At 65.4% G+C, this 17,231-nt stretch carries 10 protein-coding genes; 4 read left to right on the forward strand and 6 right to left on the reverse strand.

Annotation, left to right across the window (positions count from 1 at the left end; genetic code table 11):
- The first annotated feature begins 16 nt into the window (after window positions 1-16).
- The gene (pdeM, locus tag GGR23_RS05530) at window positions 17-727 is read left to right on the forward strand and encodes a ligase-associated DNA damage response endonuclease PdeM (RefSeq protein WP_183365760.1); all 711 of its coding nucleotides are present in this window, start codon (window positions 17-19) and stop codon (window positions 725-727) included.
- A 6-nt stretch (window positions 728-733) separates the two neighbouring features.
- Here pdeM and GGR23_RS05535 read toward each other — a convergent pair whose 3' ends face one another.
- From GGR23_RS05535 to GGR23_RS05545, 3 genes are all read right to left on the reverse strand, one after another.
- A complete protein-coding gene (locus GGR23_RS05535; RefSeq protein ID WP_183365148.1) occupies window positions 734-1,546 on the reverse strand; it encodes a TIGR02186 family protein in 813 nt (270 codons plus the stop codon).
- The gene (locus tag GGR23_RS05540) at window positions 1,543-2,466 is read right to left on the reverse strand and encodes a TSUP family transporter (RefSeq protein WP_183365149.1); all 924 of its coding nucleotides are present in this window, start codon (window positions 2,464-2,466) and stop codon (window positions 1,543-1,545) included. Before GGR23_RS05540 ends, GGR23_RS05535 begins: the two co-directional genes overlap by 4 nt.
- 354 nt (window positions 2,467-2,820) lie before the next feature.
- A complete protein-coding gene (locus tag GGR23_RS05545; protein ID WP_183365150.1) occupies window positions 2,821-6,663 on the reverse strand; it encodes a peptidoglycan-binding protein in 3,843 nt (1,280 codons plus the stop codon).
- 520 nt (window positions 6,664-7,183) lie between these two features.
- On the opposite strand from GGR23_RS05545, the gene GGR23_RS05550 reads away from it, so the two are divergent.
- The 3 genes from GGR23_RS05550 to GGR23_RS05560 all read left to right on the forward strand — a co-directional run bounded on the left by GGR23_RS05550 (window position 7,184) and on the right by GGR23_RS05560 (window position 12,538).
- Window positions 7,184-8,980, forward strand: coding sequence for an acyl-CoA dehydrogenase C-terminal domain-containing protein (locus GGR23_RS05550; protein ID WP_183365151.1), 1,797 nt, complete (start codon window positions 7,184-7,186; stop codon window positions 8,978-8,980).
- A 117-nt stretch (window positions 8,981-9,097) separates the two neighbouring features.
- Window positions 9,098-10,306 carry an acetyl-CoA C-acetyltransferase gene (locus GGR23_RS05555; protein WP_183365152.1) on the forward strand — a complete coding sequence of 403 codons (1,209 nt, stop codon included), beginning with the start codon at window positions 9,098-9,100 and terminating at the stop codon, window positions 10,304-10,306.
- An 18-nt stretch (window positions 10,307-10,324) separates the two neighbouring features.
- Window positions 10,325-12,538, forward strand: coding sequence for an FAD-dependent oxidoreductase (locus GGR23_RS05560; protein WP_183365153.1), 2,214 nt, complete (start codon window positions 10,325-10,327; stop codon window positions 12,536-12,538).
- A 453-nt stretch (window positions 12,539-12,991) separates the two neighbouring features.
- Here the strand turns inward: GGR23_RS05560 and GGR23_RS05565 are convergent, their stop codons facing one another.
- The 3 genes from GGR23_RS05565 to GGR23_RS05575 form a co-directional block, all read right to left on the reverse strand.
- Entirely contained in the window at window positions 12,992-14,581 is a 1,590-nt protein-coding gene (locus GGR23_RS05565) for a methyl-accepting chemotaxis protein (RefSeq protein ID WP_183365154.1), read from the reverse strand.
- 618 nt (window positions 14,582-15,199) lie between these two features.
- Complete coding sequence (locus GGR23_RS05570; protein WP_343066608.1) at window positions 15,200-16,792, reverse strand: methyl-accepting chemotaxis protein; 1,593 nt, start codon at window positions 16,790-16,792, stop codon at window positions 15,200-15,202.
- Window positions 16,785-17,087, reverse strand: a complete 303-nt coding sequence (locus GGR23_RS05575) for a hypothetical protein (protein ID WP_183365155.1) — start codon at window positions 17,085-17,087, stop codon at window positions 16,785-16,787. Before GGR23_RS05575 ends, GGR23_RS05570 begins: the two co-directional genes overlap by 8 nt.
- Between the last annotated feature and the right edge of the window lie 144 nt (window positions 17,088-17,231).

Below are 17,231 nucleotides of genomic sequence, written 5' to 3' on the forward strand. Positions count from 1 at the left end.
GCTGACCCGCATTGCCATGGCGAATGCCCCCGCTTCCGGCGGGCAGGAAACCTATGCCGAAATCTCGGTCGCGGGCGTCGCGGCCCTCTGCGATCCCCTGGGTGCCCTCTATCTGCCGGGTCCGCGCGTGCTCGTCGTCTCCGACCTGCATCTGGAAAAGGGAGCCGCCTATGCACGCCGCGGGCAGATGCTCCCGCCCTACGACACGCTGGCGACCCTGAAGCTGCTCGAGTTGGTGATAGCGCGGCACGATCCCCGCCTCGTGGTCAGCCTGGGGGACAGCTTTCACGACCGGCGCGGTTCGGCGGAAATGGCCGAGCCCTTCCGGGCGATGATCGGCACGCTTGCCCGCGGGCGCGAATGGATCTGGATTTCGGGCAATCACGATCCGGATGGCGCGGTCAACCTGCCGGGCCAGTCGGCGGACGTGCTGCATGTGGACGGGCTCGTTTTCCGGCACGAGCCGGTCGCGGGAAGCGCCGTCGGCGAAATCGCCGGCCACCTGCATCCGGCGGCAACGGTCCGCAGGCGGGAGAAATCCGTCCGCCGGCCCTGCTTTGCGACCGACGGCACGCGCATGGTCATGCCGGCCTTCGGGGTGCTCACCGGCGGGATGGATCTTTCGCACCGCATCTTCCAGCCCTATTTCGATCGCGCGTCGCTGATTGCCCACCTGCTCGGCAAGGATCGCGTCTATTCCGTCCGCTACAGCAACCTGCGCGGCTGAGGGACCTCAGTCGCGGCGGAAGAGCACGCTTGCGCCCCAGCCGGTCAGAAGCGCCAGGAATACGGAGGCCATGCCATACAGCAGCGGCTGCTGGTGCGCCGCATCGGTGATGGCCTGCTCGAGGCCGGTCTTCACCACCCGGAGCGGCAACGTCTTTTCCATGATGAACTTGCCGCTCTTGAAAAGGGCGGCCCGGACGGTATGGGTCCCGCTCGGAATGTTGGCGGGCAGCTTGAGATTGGCCTGGAAGAGCGTCGAGCTGATGAAGCGCACGCCGCCCGGATCCGGCTGGTAGAGGCCGCTTTCCATCTTCAGCCGGCGATAGGCATCGCGGAAATCCTCCAGCAGCCTGCCGCCCCGCAGGAAGTCGGTCGGCGTCAGATCGATGTGCTGGATGCCGATGCCGGGCGCATCGAGCGGGGGCACGCCCGGTTCTCCCTCGATCTTGCGGGTCGAGGAGAGCGTGTAGGACATCGGCGCTTCCTTGAAGGTCACCGAATGCCGGTTGATCCAGATGCCGAAGACCCGCTCCTTGCGGCGCACGGTGGCGAAGTCCTTCGGGCCTTCCAGCGTCACGACGATATCGTATTGGCCGATGGAGTTCAGAAGCTCGTCCGCATTCACCACGGCGCCGAAGATCGCGAGATCCGCACCGGCAAAATCCGGCGTGATGGCGATCTGGCTGGTGTTCATGCCGATTTCCAGCCGTTCGACCACGCTGCCCTGGGCCGGCGGGCTCAGCGCCTGGGCGAAGGCCGGTGCGGGCGAGGCGGCGACAAGGCCGAGAAGGGTGAGCGTTGCGAGAAGAGCGCGCTTCATCCGTGCACCCCGCCGATGGCCAGCGAATAGACGTCCGCCGGGGTGATGACCAGTTGCAGGGCGAGGCGGATGCCGACCGCCAGCACGAGCAGTGCAAGCAGCGCGCGCAGCTGTTCGCCGCGCAGCTTCTGCCCGACGCGCACGCCGTATTGCGCGCCCACGACGCCCGCCACCATCAGGATGAAGGCCAGGACGATATCGACCGAATAGTTCGTCGCCGCCTGGACGACGGTGGTGTAGGCGGTGGTGAAGATGATCTGGAAGAGCGAGGTCCCCACCACCACGTTGGTCGGCACCCGCAGCAGATAGATCATGGCCGGAACCATGATGAAGCCGCCGCCGACGCCCATGACGGAGGTCAGCACGCCGATGCCGAAGCCGATCCCGATCACGGGAATGACGCTCAGATAGATCTTCGACTTCTTGAACCGCATCTTGAAGGGCAGGCGGTGGATCCAGGGATGCTGGCCCGGCGCCTTCACCGGCACGACGCCCTTGCGTGTCTTGCGGATCGCATTGATGCTCTCGATCAGCATCAGCCCGCCGACAAAGCCGAGGAAGATGACGTAGAGCAGCGAGATGACCAGATCGAGCTGGCCGAGCCGGCGCAGGAAGGAAAAGATCCATATGCCGACGGTCGCGCCGGCAAGGCCGCCTGCCAGCAGCATGAGCCCCAGCTTGATGTCGAGCGTCCCGCGCCTGAAATGGGAGATCGCGCCGGAAACCGAGGAGGCGACCACCTGGTTTGCCCCCGTGGCCACCGCCACCACGGGCGGCACGTTGTAGAAGATCAGCAGCGGGGTGATGAGGAAGCCGCCGCCCACCCCGAACATGCCCGACAGGAAGCCCACGGCCGCACCCATCCCCAGGATCACGAAGATGTTCACCGAAAGCTCGGCAATGGGCAGGTAAATCGTCACGGGCCGGTCCCTTGAACGCGTTCGGCCCTGCCGGCCACCGCCGGCAAAGCGCCTGATAGGATGAATGGCGCACGCTCCGAGAAGCTCCGCGCCGAAGGATGAAAAACAGGACAAGGACCCGATCCGGCAAGCGGGGCGGGTCTTGACCGAAGGAATCCTCAAATCGCGCCGGAATTAAGGACCCGTGACTGCAGAAGGGCCGCTTTCCACAGCCGGCGGCTCCTGTGGAGCGCCAGCCGGAAAGTCGGTGAAACAATGCTCTTCAGCAAGGCATTTGCTCACCGTTTCTGCCGGGCCGCCGGGCCCCTGTCAACCGGTCCTGCGGCTTCCGGCTGCGCAATTGCGCCGCCCGCCTCATTTGTTCCGCGCCAGCAGCTCCTTGACCAGCCGGTCGGTGATCTTGCCGTCCTCGGGCATGCCGACGGATTTCTGGAACGCCTTGATGGCGGAGATGGTGCGGGCGCCCAGCTCGCCGTCCGGCTTGCCTGCGTCGAAGCCGTTGTTGTTCAGAATGGCCTGGATGTTGCGTATGGCCTTCTTCATGTCGACGCTGGCGGTTTTCAGGCCCTTGCCGGCCCATTCGTCCGGAATGTCGGTCTGGTTCACCTTGGGGTCGACGGGCTTGGCCTTCCACAGCTCGACCTTGGCCTTGGCATTGGTCAGCTGGTCCGGTCGCATGGCATTTGCCACGTCGTCGCGCTTCTGGGCCGCATCCTTGTCGCCACCCTTGGCCGCGATGGCGAACCACTTGTAGGATTCCTCGAGGTCCTGCGCGATGCCGTTGCCGCGGGCATAGAGGATTGCAAGGTTGAACTGGCTGTCGGAGACGCCGTAATCGGCAGCCTGCTTGAACCAGTCGACCGCCTTCGCGATGTCGGGCTTGCCGTCGGCGCCGGTGGCATAGAGCACGGCCAGATTGTGCATGGCGCTGGCATTGCCGGCCTTGGCGGCGCGCTCGTAGTAGCGCACGGCCTTCGACAGGTCCCGCTCGACGCCGTTGCCCTTCTCGTAGAGATTGGCGATCCGGTATTCCGCCGGGGCAAAGCCCTTGTCGGCGGCCAGCTGGTACCAGCGCGCTGCCTCGGCGAGATCGGCCTTGACGCCGCGGCCTTCGGTAAAGCGTGCACCGATCTCGAAGAGCGCCAGCGGATCGCCGGCGCTGGCGGCATCGGCAAGCGCCTTCGGCTCGAGATTGGCAGGAAGCGCAATCGCAGGGGCGGCGGGTGCTGCCATGGCGGCTGCCTGCGGGGCGGGCGCCGTGGAGAGGGGCTGGGCGGCCTGCGCACCTGCTACGGGCGCCGTATTGGTCAGGCGGGCCGGATCGGCAGCAGCGGCCGGGACGGCCGCGGCAGCAACGGGCGTTGCGGCGGGCGCGGCCTGGCTCACCGGCTTCGGGGCCTTTGGCGACTCAGCCGGCTTCGGCGCTGCCGGCTTGGCTGCAGCCTCCGCGGCGGGCTTCGGCGCGGGCTTTGCAGGCTTTGCGGCCTCGGTCTTCGGGGCTTCAGCCTTGGCGGCGGGCTTCGGCGTTGCGGGCGGCGCAATCGGGGCTGCCTGCTCGACATCCGCCGTCTCCACCACTTCGGGCGCATCCGATCCGTTCAGGAAGGTGCTGACGAGCGGCATGGTCATGATGACAAGCAGCACGGCGCCGACGGCCATCAGGATCGGGCGGCGATGGCGCGAGAATACGGAGCCGGAGGGGGAAACCGGCGGCTTCAACCTGGCGGAGGCGGTTTCCTTCACGGGCTTGGCGCTGGCCTTTGCTTCCTGCGCGGCGGCCTGCGCCGCACGGCGCGCGGCAGCGATCAGGTCGGCGCGGTCGGCCTCGGTCGGAATGCTGCCGGGGCGGCTCTGGCCGGCCCGGACGCGCTCCAGGATCTTCTTGATGTCGGGGGCGCCCGAGCCCGGCTCCAAAAGCTCGGTCTCGACGCTGGCAAGCGCCTCGTCTTCGGGCACGATCGGCGGCGCCGGATCCACCACGGCACGCTCCGTCGGGCCGGCGGCCTTGCGTGGTGCGGCCGGTGCCGGGCCCTTGCGCAGGAGCTTGGACTTCAGTCCGGCCAGAAAGCCCTTCGTCACCTTGGGTTCGACCGGCTCGGCCGGGCGGGGGGCGACAAATTCGCGGGCGGTTTCTTCCACCGCTTCCGCAACCTCGGGCTCGACGGTGCGGATCACGGGGCCCGAAAAGGCGGATACGGGGTCGCTGTCGGCAAAGGGATCGAAGGCCTCGTCCTCGTCACCGGCAAAGGCTGCCGCGGGCTGGCGCGCTTCCTGATAGGGGGCCGGCTGGGCATCGGCCATGGCCAACGGTCCGCGGCGGCCGAAAGCCCGCTCTTCGGCGGCCGGCTGCTGTTCGCGGGTTTCGTAGAGCCGATGGTCGAGATCGTCGAGCCGGGTCGCGATCTGCACCAGCGTGTCGTGCAGGGCCTCGAAGGTGCGGTGAGTGCGCTCCTCGGAGGAATGAGCCAGCTCCTCGAGATGCCGCAGATCGCCCGCGAGAGCGGAAAGCGCGGACAGGTCCACCTGGTTCGGGGCGCTGCCGGCATTGCGGCCATAGGCCTCCATGACCGCTTCCGCCGCCTGGCGTGCGGCTTCGATGATGTATTCGTCGCTGGTCGCCATGTACTCCTCGATGGAGGCCATGCGGCTTTCGAATTCGGCGGGCAGGGCAGCGGCGGCGACCGGCGCGGGACGGTTGATGAGCGCGGCCAGATTGGCGATCTGGCTTTCGAGGCTTTCCAGCGCCCGGTTGTCCTGCGGCGGCGTGGAAGCCGTCTCGTCCAGCCGTCGGGCAATGTCGGCAAGCCGGCTTTCCAGCCGGCCGATTGCGGCATCGTCCTGCTGCGGAGCCGTCACCGGCGCATATTCCAGTTCGTCGATCCGGCGGGCGAGATATTCCAGCCGCTCGGTCAGCCGGTCGTTGACCGAACCGTTGTCGAGGGCGTCGATCTTGCGCGAGATGTCCGAGAGGAAGCCCGTGAGCTCGGGCGCGGGCGGTGCCTTCTGGTTGCGCTCGAGAAGGCGCGACAGCTGGTCGAGGCGCTCTTCCAGGCGGCTTGCCGCCTCGGCGCCGGCATCGGCAGCGGCCAGTTCCTCGACGCGGGCAGCAAGCCCTTCGATCCGGCGTGCGAGATCGTCCGCCGGGTTCGGGCGGTGACGGTTCTCCTCGCCCATCATCTCGATCTGTTCGGCAAGGCCGGCAAGGCGGCGTTCCAGACGCCCGAAATGCTCCGGCTCCTGAGCGGCGGCATTGCGCGCACCGGCCGCGATCGCGCGGCTGATTTCGTCGAGGCGCAGGTCGAGGCCCGCAAACTGCTCGGCGATCAGGTGATCGTTCGGCTTCATCTGCCGGCCGATCTGCTCCAGCGCCTCGGCGACGGCCAGAAGCCGGTCTTCCAGCGCGCGGATTGCGGGGCTCGGGTTCAGCGCCCCCAGCTGGCCCTTGATGTCGTCCAGGCGGTAGGCGAGCGAAACGATTTCCTCGCGCATCGGCTGGGGATCGAACTCCTCCAGCCGGCGCTCCATGCCCCTCCAGCGCTTTTCCATGACCTGGACGGATTCTTCCCGGGCAAGCCCGTCCATCAGCGCGCGCAGATCCTCGAATTCGGCCCTCAGGGCGTCGCTGCCGCCGCGGGCGCGCGTCTGGTGGCCAAGCAGGTCGATGCTTTCGCCAAGGCGGGCAAGTTCGGCCCGCAGGTCGTCGGTGCTGCCGCGGCGGTCGGTCGCCACGGTCTTGATGTCGTGCATTTCGGTGCGCAGCGCATTCACTTCGCGGGCAACGCCCTCGCTGATGTCGCGCTTCAGCTCCTCGCGGAGGGAGACGAGCGCCTGGGCGATCTCCCTGAGATCGGTCTCGCCGGCGCTCGCGGGCGAGCGCGTCTCGCGGGCCCGGTAGGGCTCGGGCGCGCGGCGCTCCGGCTCGCGGCGGAATTCGTCGCGCTGCTGCGGCTGGGGAATGGGCGGTCGGGCAGCACCGGAAAGCGCGCGGTTGCGGCTTTCCTCCAGCATGCGCTGGCGCTCGCGGATCTCGGCGAGCGGATCGGGACGCACCTCGCGGGGATCGCGCTCGGGCTGGCGAGGGCGCTGTCCGCCCACCAGGCCTTCGATGCGTGCTTCCAGCCCTTCGATCGTGCGGCTCAGCGCATCCAGCGAGGAGCGTTCGCCAAGGCGTTGGGAAGTCGACCGGGATCCATTCATCTTCAATGCTCGCTTCGACGGTTGCGCCCGTGCATTCGGGCCAGGACGGGAAATGAAGGACGTCCCTTGCTGCATCCACCCGGCAGGCAGCCATCGCAGCCTGGCCGGTCTAGCGCGGCATTCTTTCGCGGACCTGACGAAAACTTCGCGTATTCCTCGAAAAAATGCGTGTTGACAAAGCTCTGTCCACCGCATTCCCTTTCGTCACCATTCCCTAATTATGGTAAACAACCCGTTAACCACGGTGGAAAAAATTTAACCTTTTCCATGAACTTCGCCTGCGTGCCGCGGTCTTGTCCCGCTTGGGCGAAGCGCGCTGTTAAGAGTTGCGTCCCTAATCTGTAGCCGAACGAGGACGAGGGCCTCCCCTCGAAGACGGATTTGCGGTGATTTTCTGTGAAGGCGTCGCAAAAAAATCACCCGGTGTGACAAGTATGACGTTTACGCGCACGTCAAATAATTGTAGAGTAATGAACAATTCCGGAGGAGGATCCGGACAAGAGGCGAAGGGACAGGAACGATGCCGATCTACAAGGCCCCGGTAAACGAAACGCTTTTCATCCTGAACGAGGTGCTGGGCCTCGAACGCTACAACAATCTGCCGGGTTTCGAGGACGCGACCCCGGACATGCTGGACGCAATCACCGGAGAGGCCGCGAAGCTTGCGGAAGAGGTTCTCTTCCCTCTCAATCTTTCCGGCGACCAGGAAGGCTGCCATCGCGCCGATGACGGCACGGTCACCGTGCCGAAGGGCTTCAAGCAGGCCTACGACCTCTACCGCGAAGGCGGCTGGCTCGGCCTTGCCGTGCCGCAGGAGCATGGCGGCCAGGGGCTGCCCTACACGCTGCATACCGCTGTCGGCGAATACATGTCTTCTGCCAACATGGCGCTGATGATGTATCCGGGCCTCACCCAGGGCGCCATTGCGGCGATCCTCGTGCATGGCTCGGAAGAGCAGAAGGCCACCTATCTGCCGAAGATGGTCGAGGGAACCTGGACCGGCACCATGAACCTCACCGAGCCCCATTGCGGCACCGATCTCGGCCTGCTCCGCACCAAGGCGGTTCCGAACGGCGACGGCACCTACAGGATTACCGGCCAGAAGATCTTCATCTCCGCCGGCGATCACGACATGTCGGAGAACATCATCCATCTGGTGCTCGCCCGCATCGAGGGCGCGCCTGAGGGCACCAAGGGCATCTCGCTCTTCATCGTGCCGAAATTCGTGCTGAATGCGGACGGGACGCCGGGCACGAAGAACGGCGTGTCCTGCGGCGCCATCGAGCACAAGATGGGCATTCACGGCAACGCCACCTGCGTGATGAATTATGACGAGGCGACCGGCTATCTCATCGGCCAGGAGAACAAGGGCCTCAACGCCATGTTCGTCATGATGAACGAGGCCCGCCTCGGCGTCGGCCTGCAGGGTCTCTCGATTGCCGAAATCGCCTACCAGAACGCGGTGAACTACGCCAAGGATCGCATCCAGGGCCGCTCGCTCTCCGGCGTCAAGGCACCGGACAAGAAGGCCGATCCGATCATCGTACATCCGGACATCCGCCGCACGCTGATGACGATCCGCGCCTTCAACGAGGCCGGCCGTGCCTTCACGCTCTGGACTGCGCTGAAATCCGACATCGCCCACCGCTCGCCCGATGCGGCAGACCGCCAGACGGCGGAAGACCTGCTCGGCCTCGCGACCCCGATCCTCAAGGGCGTGATGACCGACAAGGGCTTCGAGCATGCGGTCATGGCCCAGCAGGTCTATGGTGGCCACGGCTATATCGAGGAATGGGGCATGAGCCAGTATGTGCGCGATGCCCGCATTGCCATGATCTATGAGGGTGCAAACGGCATCCAGGCGCTCGACCTCGTCGGCCGGAAGCTCGCCGCCAATGGTGGCCGCGCCGTCATGGCCCTCTTCAAGGAAGTGGGCGATTTCTGCGAGGCGAACCGCAACGACGAGACGCTCTCCCTCTACACCAAGGGCATCAAGAAGGGCTTGAACGACCTGCAGGCCTCCACCATGTGGTTCATGCAGAACGCCATGGCCAAGCCCGACAATGCCGGTGCCGGTTCGACCGACTACATGCATCTCTTCGGCCTCGTGGTGCTCGGCTACATGTGGGGCCTGATGGCCAAGGCCGCCAACGAAGGTCTGGCTTCCGGCGACGGCTCGAAAGCCGCATTCTATCAGGCAAAGCTCGCCACGGCCCGCTTCTACATGGAGCGGATCATGCCGGAAACGGCGCTTCGCAAGGCCCGCATCGAAACCGGTGCCGACAGCATGATGGCGCTCGCCGCCGAAGCGTTCTAACATCGCAAGGCCCGGTTTCCGGAGGGACGCCGGGCTCCGCTCATTCCGCATGCGGCTCGGGAGGCCGCTGCCACCCCTCCACCGGGAGCGGGTGGCTCTTGAAGGAGATCCAAGGACATGACCGAAGCCTATATTTTCGACCACGTGCGCACCCCCCGCGGGCGCGGCAAGAAGGACGGCGCGCTGCATGAGGTGCCGACCCCCCGCCTCGGCGCGAAGGTGCTGGAGGCCCTGCGCGACCGCAACGGGCTCGACACGTCGAAGGTCGACGACATCATCTTCGGTTGCGTCGATCCCGTCATGGAAGCGGGCGCCGTCATTGCCAAGTCCTCCGCTTTCGAGGCGGGCTATGCCAACCGTGCGCCGGGCATGCAGATCAGCCGCTTCTGCGCTTCCGGCCTCGATGCGGTGAACCTTGCTGCCTCGAAGATCGCGCAAGGAGCCGATGACATCGTCATCGCCGGCGGCGTCGAAAGCATGTCCCGCGTCGGCATGGGCATGGCGGGCGGCTCCTGGTACATGGATCCGTCGGTCAACTTCCCGGCCTACTTCATGCCACAGGGCGTGTCCGCCGATCTCATCGCCACCAAGTATGGTTTCTCCCGCGACGACGTGGACGCCTATGCGGTGGAAAGCCAGCGCCGCGCGGCCGAAGCCTGGGCCGAGGGCCGCTTTGCCAAATCGGTGATCCCGGTGAAGGACCAGAACGGCATCGTCATCCTCGACCGGGACGAGCACATGCGCCCCGGCACGGACATGCAGTCGCTCGCAAGCCTCAATGCCTCCTTCCAGATGCCCGGCGAGATGGGCGGCTTCGAGGCCGTTGCCATCCAGGCCCATCCCGATGTCGAGCGCATCAACTACGTCCATCATGCCGGCAATTCGTCGGGCATCGTCGATGGCGCGGCCGGCGTCCTTCTCGGCTCGAAGGAAGGCGGCGAGGCGATGGGCCTCAAGCCCCGCGCCCGCATCCGCAACTTCGCCAATATCGGCTCCGATCCGGCCCTCATGCTGACCGGCCCGGTCGACGTCACCGAGAAGCTGCTCAAGCGCTCCGGCATGTCGCTTGCCGATATCGACCTCTTCGAGCTCAACGAGGCCTTTGCCGCCGTCGTGCTCCGCTACATGCAGGCCTTCGAGATCCCGCATGACAAGATCAACGTCAATGGCGGCGCGATCGCCATGGGCCATCCGCTCGGCGCCACCGGCGCGATGATCCTCGGCACCGTGCTCGACGAGCTGGAGCGCCGCGATCTCTCGACCGCGCTTGTCACGCTCTGCATCGGCGCCGGCATGGGCACCGCAACGATCATCGAACGCGTCTGATTTCGGGAGAATAACTCCATGGCTTACAAGAATTTCACCGTTGAAACCGACGCCGACGGCATTGCCCTCGTCACCTGGAACATGCCGGACAAGTCGATGAACGTCTTCACCGAGGAGGTGATGGTCGAGCTGAACGCGATCACCGACGAAGTGACCGCCGATGCCGCCGTCAAGGGCGTGGTCTTCACGTCGGGCAAGTCCTCCTTCTCCGGCGGCGCCGATCTCTCCATGATCAAGGGGATGTTCTCCTTCTACCAGGCGGAAAAGGCGAAGGACGCCTCGACCGCTGCGCAGAAGCTCTTCGATCTGGTCGGCAAGATGTCCGGCCTCTTCCGCAAGATCGAAACCGCGGGCAAGCCCTGGGTTTCGGCCATCAACGGCACCTGCATGGGCGGCGCCTTCGAGCTGTCGCTCGCCTGCCACGGCCGCGTCGCCTCCAATGCCAAGTCGGTCAAGATCGCCCTTCCCGAAGTGAAGGTCGGCATCTTCCCGGGCGCCGGCGGCACCCAGCGCGTTCCGCGTCTCACCAATGCGCAGGACGCGCTGCAGATGATGACGACCGGCTCTTCGCTGACCGCCTCCCGCGCCAAGGCTATGGGCCTCGTCCATCAGGCGGTCGAGCCGGATCAGCTGATCCCGGCCGCCAAGCAGATGATCAAGGACGGACTGAAGCCCGTCCAGCCCTGGGACGAGAAGGGCTTCAAGGCACCCGGCGGCGGCATCTGGACGCCGGCGGCCGCCCAGCTCTGGCCGGCAGCCACCGCCATCCTCCGCCGCGAGACCGGGGGCAACTATCCGGGCGCCCTGGCGATCCTGAAATGCGTCTATGAGGGCCTCCAGGTGCCCTTCGATACCGCGCTTCGCATCGAGCAGCGCTATTTCACGCAGATCCTCCAGACGACCGAAGCCTTCTCGATGATCCGCTCGCTGTTCATCTCCATGCAGGAACTGGGCAAGGGCGCGCGCCGCCCGGCAGGCGTTCCGAAGAGCGAGTTTACCCGCGTCGCCGTCGTCGGCGCCGGCTTCATGGGCGCCTCCATCGGCTATGTCACCGCCGCTGCCGGCATTCCGGTGACGCTCATCGACCGCGACCAGGCCGCCGCCGACAAGGGCAAGACCGTTTCCGAAGGCCTCGTCCAGGGCTCGGTCCAGAAGGGCCGCATGACCAAGGAAGAGGGCGAGAAGCTGCTTTCCCTCATCACCCCCACCGCCGATTATTCGGCGGTCAAGGATGCGGATCTGGTGATCGAGGCCGTCTTCGAGGACCGTCAGGTCAAGAAGGAGGTAATCGAGAAGGTCGAGGCGCACATGAAGGAAGGCGCGATCTTCGCCTCCAACACCTCGACGCTGCCGATCACCGGCCTTGCCAAGAATTCCAAGCGCCCGGCGGATTTCATCGGCGTGCACTTCTTCTCCCCCGTCGAGAAGATGATGCTGACCGAAGTGATCCTCGGCAAGGAAACCGGCGACAAGGCGCTCGCCGTCGCGCTGGATTACGTCGCCGCGATCAAGAAGACGCCGATCGTCGTCAACGACACCCGCGGCTTCTACGTCAACCGCTGCGTCTTCCGCTACATTCACGAGGCCTACGACATGCTGTTCGAAGGCGTGCCGGCGGCCATGATCGAGAATGTCGCCAAGCAGTCCGGCATGCCGGTCGGCCCGCTCTCGCTCAACGACGAGGTGGCGATCGACCTGTCGCAGAAGATCCTCAAGGCCTCCATCGCCGATCTCGGCGAGGGTGCCGTCGATCCGAAGCACATGGCGCTCGTCAACAAGATGGTCGATGAACTCGACCGCAAGGGCCGCAAGAACGGCCGCGGCTTCTACGAATATCCGGCCAAGCCCGCCAAGAAGTTCCTGTGGCCGGGCCTGAAGGAGCTCTTCCCGCAGCAGAAGGCGGAAGACGTCGATCCCGCGATCATTCGCGAGCGCCTGCTCACGACCATCGCGCTCGAAGCGGCCCGCACCATGGAAGAGGGCATTGTCACCGATCCGCGCGAGGCCGATGTGGGCTCCATCCTCGGCTTCGGTTTCGCGCCCTACACGGGCGGTGCCATCTCCTACATCGACGGCATGGGTGCCAAGGCGTTCGTCGCCCAGTGCGAGAAGCTCGCCAAGTCCTACGGCGACCACTTCCAGCCGACGCCGCTGCTCAAGGATCTGGCGGAGAAGGGCGAAACCTTCTACCAGCGCTTCAACCCGTACCCGGCCGAAGCCAAGGCCGCCTGACCGGTCCGCTCCACGATCGACCCCTGTCCGCTCCCGCGGGCAGGGGTTTTTCTTGCCGGCCGCTTTCCCAGTGCGGGCGCCTGCGGACCTGCGGTGCCTCGGGCGGCGTTTAGAGTGCCGTATCGCACCCGCCCCTCTGCCCGTACGGCGTCGAGATTGCGGTGCCGCACCCCCCTCTGCCCTGCCGGGCATCTCCCCCTCAAGGGGGGAGATCGACATTGCGGTTCTTGGTTTCCTCAAACAATGAACGTCTCATCCGCTGAAACGGTGGCTGGGGACTGCCCTCATAAACCCCATCCCGATCTCCCCCCTTGAGGGGGAGATGCCCGGCAGGGCAGAGGGGGGTGCGGCACGTCAAACTCGACGCCGTGCAGGCCAGAGGGGGGTGCACATCCGCAAACTCGACAGTTCGCAGGGCAGGGGAGGGTGCAGCGCGGCAAACGCGGCGCTCGCTCAGCTCGCGTGGCGCAGTTGCGGACGGCTTGCGTCGCTGTCTCGGAAGCGCTGGATGATGGCGTCGAGGGCTTCGGCTTCGCGGGCGAGGCCGAAGGTGGCAGCGTTGGCTTCCTCGACCATGGCGGCGTTGTGTTGCGTCGCCTGGTCGATCTGCCCGATGGCGTCGTTGATTTCCCGGAGGCCTGCGGCCTGTTCGCGGCTGGCATCGGCGATCGCACCGACCAGCGTGTCGATCTGCGTGACCTGATCGGCAATGCTCTGCAGAGCCGAGCCGGCGCGGGAAACGAGTTCCACGCCCTGCTGCACCCTCTGATCCGAGCGGCCGATAAGGTCCTTGATTTCGCGCGCGGCGTTGGCCGAGCGCTGGGCAAGTTCGCGCACCTCGGTTGCGACGACGGCAAAGCCCTTGCCGGCTTCCCCGGCGCGGGCGGCTTCTACCCCGGCGTTGAGCGCCAAAAGGTTGGTCTGGAAGGCGATGGAATCGATGACGCCGATGATTGCCGAGATGGAATGGGAGGATTTCTCGATCTCGTCCATGGCGGTGATGGCGGCGGTGACGACACTGCCGGACTGTTCGGCACTCGCCCGCGCATCGGAAACGAGCTTGCCCGCCTGCTGGGCCCGTTCGTTGGAGACGGTGACGGTGGTGGTGATCTGCTCGAGCGCCGTTGCCGTTTGCTCCACCGAAGCCGCCTGGCGTTCGGTCCGCTTCGACAGGTTTTCGGAGGCGCTTCGGATCTCAGCGGTGCTGGTGCGGATACCCATGGCCCGCTCCTTCAGCTCCTGGATGGTGGCGCGCATCCGGGAGAGCGTCCTGTTGTAATCCTGGCGCAGCCGTTCCAGTGCCGGTGCGAAGGGCTCGTCGATGGACCGGGTGAGATCGCTCTCGGCCAGCGCATCGAGCCCCTTGCCGATGGCGGTCACGGCCAGTTCGATCTGGGCATCGTTCTCCGCCTTGATACGGTCCGCCTCGGCGCGGGCCTCTTCAGCCCGGGTGGTGGCGTGGAGCGCTTCACTTTGTGCCCCGATTTCGCGTGCTGCCGCATAGGCATCGCTGGAGGCTTTCTCCGCCTCCATGAAAGCGCGCGCGATGGCCGAGGTGATGACGATCAGCACCGTGGACTGGGCAACGAGGATCACCGCATGCAGAAGCACGCGGGCCATACCGGGATCGCCGGGAAAGACGGCGGCGGGCAAGGCGAAGTTCAGCACGAGGTGATGCACGGCAACGGTGGTGGCATTGGCAAGGATCGCGCGCCAGTCCACCCAGCCCGCGGTGATCGCCAGCGTCGCGAAGAAATACATGTGCATGTCGATCTGATAGGGCGTATCGGCGAAGCTGCTCACCAGCAGAGCCACCTGAACTGCAAGCGCCACCGAATTGACGATGCGGGTGGTCGCACCCGTCCGGTCGCCCCACCAGACGCCGGTGCCGATCAGTGCGGCCACGGCCGCGAGACCCGACAGGAGGAGCGAGACCGCGTGCTGGGCAAGATAGCCGCCGGCCATGATGACGACGACATTTGCCCAGAGGAGGCGCGTCGCCCCGTAAGAGACTTTAAGCCTGAACTGTTCAAGTTGATCCATGACCCTTCACCCTCATGCATCCATAGCCGATGACATCCCGGCAACCGCGAAGGTACCGTCGTTCGTCAAGACAAGGGGAAAGCATCCGGACGACCCGTCAGCCAGGACAGCCATGCAATCCAGAGGATGGAATTCGCGTTGTCCGGAGGCTTTGCCACACTACCAGCGCGAGTGTGGGTTTTGAGTTTCAAGAATTCATAAAATAAGAAAATAAGAAATAAATCATGAAAAGTGAGATCTTGCCGGTGGGCTCTTTGCCTCTGTCCCGCACGGCGTCGAGTTTGCGGGGCCGCACCCCCCTCTGCCCCTGCCGGGGCATCTCCCCCTCAAGGGGGGAGATCGACCGTGGGTTTAGGGTTTCCCCAAATAACAAGCGTCTCATCCGCAGAAGCGTTGGCGAGGGACTTCCCCAAGAATCCCCATCCCGATCTCCCCCCCTTGAGGGGGAGATGCCCGGCAGGGCAGAGGGGGGTGCGGTGCGTCAAACTCGACGGTTTGCAGGCCAGAGGGGGTGGTACGCATCGGCAAACTCAACGCCGTGCAGGGCAGAGGGGGTGCGCGTCCGCAAACGCTACGGCGTTCAGGGACAGAGGGTGCCGCGCGTCGCCCGTGGCCCGCTCAGCTGGCGTAGCGCAGTTGCGGACGGCTTGCGTCGGTGTCGCGGAAGCGCTGGATGAGGGCATCGAGGCCCTCGGCTTCGCGGGCGAGGCCGAAGGTGGCAGCGTTGGCTTCCTCGACCATGGCGGCGTTGTGTTGCGTCGCGTGGTCGATCTGGCTGATGGCGCTGTTGATTTCCCGGAGGCCCGAGGTCTGCTCGCGGCTGGCATCGGCGATGGCGCGGACCAGCGTGTCGATCTGCTTGACCTGATCGGCAATGCTCTGCAGTGCCGAGCCGGCGCGGGAAACGAGTTCCACGCCCTGCTGAACCTTTTCGTCGGAACGGCCGATGAGTTCCTTGATCTCGCGGGCGGCGTTGGCCGAACGCTGGGCAAGTTCGCGCACCTCGGTTGCGACGACGGCAAAGCCCTTGCCGGCTTCCCCGGCGCGTGCGGCCTCGACGCCGGCGTTGAGCGCTAAAAGGTTGGTCTGGAAGGCGATGGAATCGATGACGCCGATGATTGCCGAGATGGAATGAGAGGATTTCTCGATCTCGTCCATGGCGGTGATGGCGGCGGTGACGACACTGCCGGACTGTTCGGCACTCGCCCGCGCATCGGAAACGAGCTTGCCCGCCTGCTGGGCCCGTTCGTTGGAGACGGTGACGGTGGTGGTGATCTCCTCCAGCGCGGCGGCAGTCTCTTCAACCGAGGCGGCCTGCTGTTCGGTCCGTTTCGACAGGTTGTCGGAGGCGCTGCGGATTTCGGTCGACCCGTTGCGGATGCCCTTGGCCCGCTCCTTCAGCTCCTGGATGGTGGCGCGCATCTGGGAGAGAGTCCTGTTGTAATCCAGGCGCAGCCGTTCCAGTGCCGGAGCGAAGGGCTCGTCGATGGACCGGGTGAGATCGCCCTCGGCCAGCGCCGCAAGACCGTCGCCGATAACGCGCACGGCAAAATCGATCTCGGCATCGTTTTCCGCCTTGATGCGGTCTGCCTCGGCGCGGGCCTCGTCCGCACGGGCGGTGGTGGCACGCAGCTCGTCGCTCTTGGCGGAGACTTCCCGGGCTGCCTCATAGGCATCGCTGGAGGCCTTTGCTGCCTCCTCGAAGGCTCTGGCAATGGCGGAGACGATGAAGATCAGCACCGCCGACTGCATGATGAGGATGACGGCATGCACCATGACGCGCACGATCCCCGGATCGCCGGGGAAGACGGCGGCGGGCAGGGCGAAGTTCAGCACCAGATGGTGCACCGCCACCGTGCCGGCATTGGCAAGGATCGCGCGCCAGTCCACCCAGCCCGCGGTGATCGCCAGGGTCGCGAAGAAGTACATGTGCATGTCGATCTGGTAGTGACCGCCGGCAAAGGCATTCACCAGCAGCGCAACCTGTACGGCAAGGGCCACGGAATTGACGACACGGGTGGAAAGTCCCGTCTTGTCGCTCCACCACGCCCCCGTGCCGATCAGCGCGGCTACGGCCGCGAGCACCGCCATCATGACAGGCACGCTGTCATGGGCGAAATAACCGCCCCCGGCGATGACCGCCACATTGATCCACAGGAGCCAGGTGGCTCCGTAGGAGGCCCGCAAACGCAGTTGCTCCAGCTTATCCACGATCGTTTTCCCTCATGCATCCATAGCCGATGAAATCATTGGCAACCGCCAGGGCACCGGCTTTCCAAAGGGCAAGGGTAAACCGTTCGGACGATCCTTCCGCCACGACGATCCAGGGCAGCCGGGTGCCGGCCACCAGCCGGCCATCCGCTGCCTCAACGATCGACATCATGTGGCGCTCCGACATGCCGGGGTGACCGATGACGAGCATCCTGTCACCCTGCGGCAAGAGGAAGCCCGCCGCCATCAGCAGCAGCAGCATTCCCGTCCAGAGGATCGGTTTCCGAAATTCCAAAAAGGTGTCCCCCATGCCATCGGGTACAACCCTAGAGCCCTAAGCCTCCACGGAGGGCTAATTTTTGCCTGTCATAAATAACGATTTAGAAATTGGGTAAGGGCCGTGCAGAATTGACGATCGTCAGCATATTGCCGTCTCCTG

The sequence above is a fragment of the Gellertiella hungarica genome (assembly GCF_014197145.1).
Classification (GTDB): domain Bacteria; phylum Pseudomonadota; class Alphaproteobacteria; order Rhizobiales; family Rhizobiaceae; genus Gellertiella; species Gellertiella hungarica.